This is a genomic window from Mesorhizobium sp. M7A.F.Ca.AU.001.01.1.1 (assembly GCF_004022735.1).
Classification (GTDB): Bacteria; Pseudomonadota; Alphaproteobacteria; order Rhizobiales; family Rhizobiaceae; genus Mesorhizobium; species Mesorhizobium ciceri.
The window spans coordinates 1-4,316 of the sequence record NZ_RZPF01000578.1 but is presented as its reverse complement, the minus strand read 5'-3'; the positions used below and the strand labels follow the sequence as shown (position 1 = coordinate 4,316).

Annotated in this window: 5 protein-coding genes, 1 tRNA gene and 1 pseudogene; all 7 read left to right on the top strand. The window is 62.0% G+C overall.

Going from position 1 to position 4,316, the window contains the following annotated elements:
• Positions 1-134: pseudogene (gene tuf / locus EN884_RS27485) on the top strand (elongation factor Tu); the annotation flags it as partial.
• A 153-nt stretch (positions 135-287) separates the two neighbouring features.
• Positions 288-1,928 (top strand): hypothetical protein, encoded by a 1,641-nt coding sequence (locus EN884_RS27480; protein ID WP_063168073.1) that lies wholly within the window; start codon positions 288-290, stop codon positions 1,926-1,928.
• A gap of 102 nt (positions 1,929-2,030) precedes the next feature.
• Entirely contained in the window at positions 2,031-2,513 is a 483-nt protein-coding gene (locus tag EN884_RS27475; RefSeq protein WP_024505637.1) for a group II truncated hemoglobin, read from the top strand.
• Between the two features lie 29 nt (positions 2,514-2,542).
• Positions 2,543-3,094, top strand: coding sequence for a putative glycolipid-binding domain-containing protein (locus tag EN884_RS27470; protein WP_063168072.1), 552 nt, complete (start codon positions 2,543-2,545; stop codon positions 3,092-3,094).
• Positions 3,095-3,174: 80 nt separating this feature from the next.
• Positions 3,175-3,250 (top strand) — tRNA-Trp (locus EN884_RS27465).
• A gap of 394 nt (positions 3,251-3,644) precedes the next feature.
• On the top strand, positions 3,645-3,848 hold the full coding sequence (gene secE, locus EN884_RS27460) for a preprotein translocase subunit SecE (protein ID WP_013531408.1): 204 nt from the start codon (positions 3,645-3,647) through the stop codon (positions 3,846-3,848).
• A 27-nt stretch (positions 3,849-3,875) separates the two neighbouring features.
• The coding region (gene nusG / locus EN884_RS27455; RefSeq protein WP_128360843.1) for a transcription termination/antitermination protein NusG at positions 3,876-4,316 on the top strand (441 nt) is incomplete at its 3' end.

Sequence of the window (4,316 nt, the reverse complement as noted above, 5' to 3'; positions counted from 1 at the left end):
TGATGCCGGGCGACAACATCACGGTCGATGTCGAGCTGATCGTGCCGATCGCCATGGAAGAGAAGCTGCGCTTCGCTATCCGTGAAGGCGGCCGCACCGTCGGTGCCGGCATCGTCGTCACCATCAAGGAATAACCGAGCCCGGCATTCGCCGGATCGACAAGAAAGGGCGGTCTTCGGGCCGCCCTTTTTGTTTGCCGGGCTATCGGCTGCCGCCCCGTCGGCCGAAGCCTGTTGCAAGGCTCTGGACCTCGTCTAGTATAGGTTGCATCAAGGGGCTTTTTCCAAATGGTTCCAAGGCGGTATTTTCATCGTCGGGCATTGTGGCCGCTGGCTCTGACCTGGCTGATTGCGCTGCTTGCCACAGGCCCGGCAGCCTTCGCGGCGGATGCGGCGCCGGATCTTGGGCCGACGATGCGGTTCGGCATTGTCCGCAGCAACGCAGCGGGGTGCGAGCCGATCTGTCCGGAATGGATATCGGCCGAGGGCTCCATAGAAGCCGGAACTCCGGCGCTCTTCAAACGCATGCTGAAGACGCTTGGCGGGCGGAAACTGCCTGTTGTCGTGGATTCTCCCGGCGGCAATGTCGAGGCGGCGCTGACGCTTGGCCGGCTGATCCGCAAGAACAAGCTCGATATCGCCATCGGCAAGACGGTGTTTTCCAGCTGCCAGCCCGACGCGAAGGGGTGCCAGGACCGTGACGCCCGCTACTTCGGCGATGTCATCGACTATGGCGCCATGTGCAATTCCGCCTGTCCTCTGATGTTTGCCGGCGGCATCAGGCGAGTGGCCGGCGAATGGGCCTATCTCGGCGTCCATCAGATCACCACGACCTACATCCGCACGAAATTGCAATACCGGACCACCTACCGGATCGTCGGGGGCAAGAAGAAGATCCTCAACACGAAGATCGTCAGCCGCAAGAACGCCGGCAGCTACAAGACCTACGAAATGAGCAAGTCGGTGGAGAAAAAGCTGGCGGCCTACCTGGACCAGATGGGCATCGAACAAAGCATGCTCGAAACGATGAAGGGCACCCCGGCCAGCGAAATCCACCAGATCGCCCTCGATGACATGCTGGCGATGAAGCTGGTCACCAGCACGGACGCCGTGGGCCTGTTGACCGCGGCGAGCCTGTGCGAACCCGGCCGCCTGGCCACGAATTGCCGGGAAGTGCCGGGGAACAAGCCTGATGGCCTGATGGCGACCGCGGCCAGGCCTACTCCGCCAGCGATCGAACCCGAGGCGGCGCGGCGCGATGAAGACATGCGCTTCGTTGTCGTTCGCGGCACCAATCCGCTCTGCAATCCAGACTGCCCGGAATGGATCTCGGCGGAAGGCGCGATCACCCCCCAGACCCCGCAGAAGCTGCGCCAGCTGCTCGCCACGCTCGGCAAACGGCAACTGCCTGTCGTGATCAGCTCGAAGGGAGGCGACCTGTTCAGCGCCCTGGCGGCGGGACGGCTTATCCATGAAAAGAAGCTCGACGTCGCCGTTGGCCGCACCGATTTCGTCGGCTGTGACCCAGGAGCGTGGAATTGCCTGGCCAAGGAGGGCGCCTATGCCGGGCTGAGCATCGATGCGGGCGTGGAGTGCGATTCGGCCTGCGCGCTCATGCTTGCCGGCGGCATCAGGCGGCTTGTCGGTCCCCAGGCGCGACTTAGCCTCTACCCGATGGGGCAAAAGCTGATGGTCAAGGCCTACCTGGAGGAGATGGCGATCAGTTCCGCCCTGTTCGCGGCGATCGAGCGGCGCTCGGTCGAGCGCCGGCTGGAACCCGACATGATGCTGAAGGTTGGCCTGACGACGAGCCTGCAATCGGTCGACGCGCTGACCGGCGCCACCATTTGCGAGGCGGTGCCAAGACCCGAGAATTGCCGGATCCGGCCTTCCGCCAATGCCGAGGCTGACGCGCCGGCCAAATTGTAGTGGGCGACGGAGCCCGAAACTGGCCATCGAGGCAGGTTGAGCCGCTTTCGATTTTTCCGCTATCGTCGCTGCTGGCGGCTTCAGGCAGGCGGAGGATCGAGAATGGGCCAGGATATCCCGACACTCTACGAATGGGCCGGCGGCAGCGAGGCTTTGAACCGGCTCACCCAGACCTTCTATGACAAGGTGGCGCAGGACCCGATCGTCGGGCCGGTGTTCAAGACCATGTCGCCGGATCACCCCGCCCATGTCGCGGCCTTCATCGGCGAGGTTTTCGGCGGACCGAAGACCTACAGCGAGCAGTTCGGCGGCCACCGCGAGATGGTCATGCACCATCTGGGCAAGCATCTGAGCGAAGAGCAGCGCCGCCGCTGGATCAGCCTCCTGGCCGATGCCGCCGACGCGGTCGGCCTGCCTGACGATCCGGAATTCCGTTCGGCCTTCATGGGCTATGTCGAATGGGGATCGCGCCTGGCCAAGATGAACTCCAATCTCGGCGAAACCTGCGATCCGCAGACGGAACCGATGCCGGCCTGGGGCTGGGGTGTGCCGGGCGGCCCCTATCAGCCACCGGGTACAAACTAGCGTCCAGTCGCCATGGAGGTGTTGGGCTGATGCCGGAAGATGTGAAGATCATACGTTGGCGCGAGTGGGACGGACCGGGTCTCGAACATTTGGTGCTGCAGGAGCGGGCAGGGGAGGTCTCGGCCGACTCTGTCGCAGTCTGCTCCGGGCAAACGCCTTTTGCCGTCCGTTACCGCATCGTTTGCGATGTCGGCTGGCACGCCAGGCGTGTCGTTGTCGATATGATCGGTAGCGGCCGCACGCTTGTTCTTGCCGCCGATGGCGATGGTCGCTGGACCAGGGACGGCCTGCCGATGCCGGAGCTCGATGGCATTTTCGATCCCGACCTGACCATCACGCCGTTCACCAACACGCTGCCGATCCGGCGATTGCAGCTTTCCGCCGGGCAGAGTGCCGAGATAACCACTGCCTTCATCGACTTCCCCGCCCTCACGGTCGTCGCCAACCCGCAGCGCTACACATGCCTCGAAGAGGGCAGGCGATATCTCTATGAATCGCGCGCCAGCGACTTCAGGCGGGAACTTGAAATCGACCGCAACGGGCTGGTTGTCGACTATCCCGATTTCTGGCGCAGAGGTTAAGGCGTGTTTGCATGCAAACCGCTCTTTACAGAGCGTGCGGAAGCTTTTAGGAAGCGCCTGCTGCGCCGACATGCGCACGTACGGGCATAGCTCAGTTGGTAGAGCGGCGGTCTCCAAAACCGCAGGTCGTAGGTTCGAGCCCTGCTGCCCGTGCCATTCCCTGAATGGCATTCAACCCAATGTCTCGCCGTTTCGGAATGGCGTTCAAAACGATATTTCCATGGTCCGGCCTTTGAAAATCGGCGACCCGCTTGCCATATAGGGTCGATTGGGGCATAAGAGCGCCATAGCCGGGACGGAACGACTGGATGGTTCCGAGGCGGTGTTTGGTCATAAAGCGGAGACTTGCCACTTGCGTGGATCAAGAATCGGTTTTATGTAGACGAAACAGACACGCGACGCGTGGAGCTGGGAAACCGGCTTTACGCGTCTGATTTGCATGGGCGAAATGATTGCGCTGATTCGGCGCGAAATTCGCTCAGGCGGCACGTCCCGGCCAGCGGGATCATCCAGGAGACCCGGCCAACGGGTCTTGAAGACAGAGCGGCATATGGCTTCGAAAACCACAAATCCTTTCGTCTTTCTCCAGCAGGTTCGCGCGGAGACCGCCAAGGTGACTTGGCCGTCGCGGCGCGAAACGATGATCTCGACGGTGATGGTTCTGGCCTTCGCAGTGATCGCGATGATCTTTTTCTTCACCGCTGATCAGCTCATGGGCCTCGCGGTCGAACAGATTCTGGGCATCGGACGCTAAGTCCGGCGATTACGGAGAAGTCTTGAAATGACCGCGCGCTGGTACATCGTCCACGCCTATTCGAACTTTGAAAAGAAGGTCGCCGAGGATATCGAGAACAAGGCCAAGCAGAAGGGCCTGTCTGCCGACATCCACCAGATCGTGGTTCCGACCGAGAAGGTCGTCGAAGTTCGCCGCGGCCGCAAGGTCGATGCCGAGCGCAAGTTCTTCCCGGGCTATGTGCTGCTGAAGGCCAATCTGACCGACGCCGTGTTCTCGCTGGTCAAGAACACGCCGAAGGTCACCGGCTTCCTGGGTGACTCCAAGCCGGTGCCGATCACCGAGGCGGAAGCGCAGCGCATCCTGAACCAGGTGCAGGAAGGCGTCGAGCGGCCCAAGCCCTCGGTCACGTTCGAGATCGGCGAAGCGATCCGCGTTTCGGATGGTCCCTTCGCGTCGTTCAACGGTTTCGTCCAGGAAGTGGACGAG

Bases quoted from the DNA above. Each gene is read 5' to 3' on its own strand.
- EN884_RS27475 (WP_024505637.1), top strand. From the start codon at position 2,031: ATGGGCCAGGATATCCCGACACTCTACGAATGGGCCGGCGGCAGCGAG.
- secE (WP_013531408.1), top strand. From the start codon at position 3,645: ATGGCTTCGAAAACCACAAATCCTTTCGTCTTTCTCCAGCAGGTTCGC.
- EN884_RS27470 (WP_063168072.1), top strand. From the start codon at position 2,543: ATGCCGGAAGATGTGAAGATCATACGTTGGCGCGAGTGGGACGGACCG.
- EN884_RS27480 (WP_063168073.1), top strand. From the start codon at position 288: ATGGTTCCAAGGCGGTATTTTCATCGTCGGGCATTGTGGCCGCTGGCT.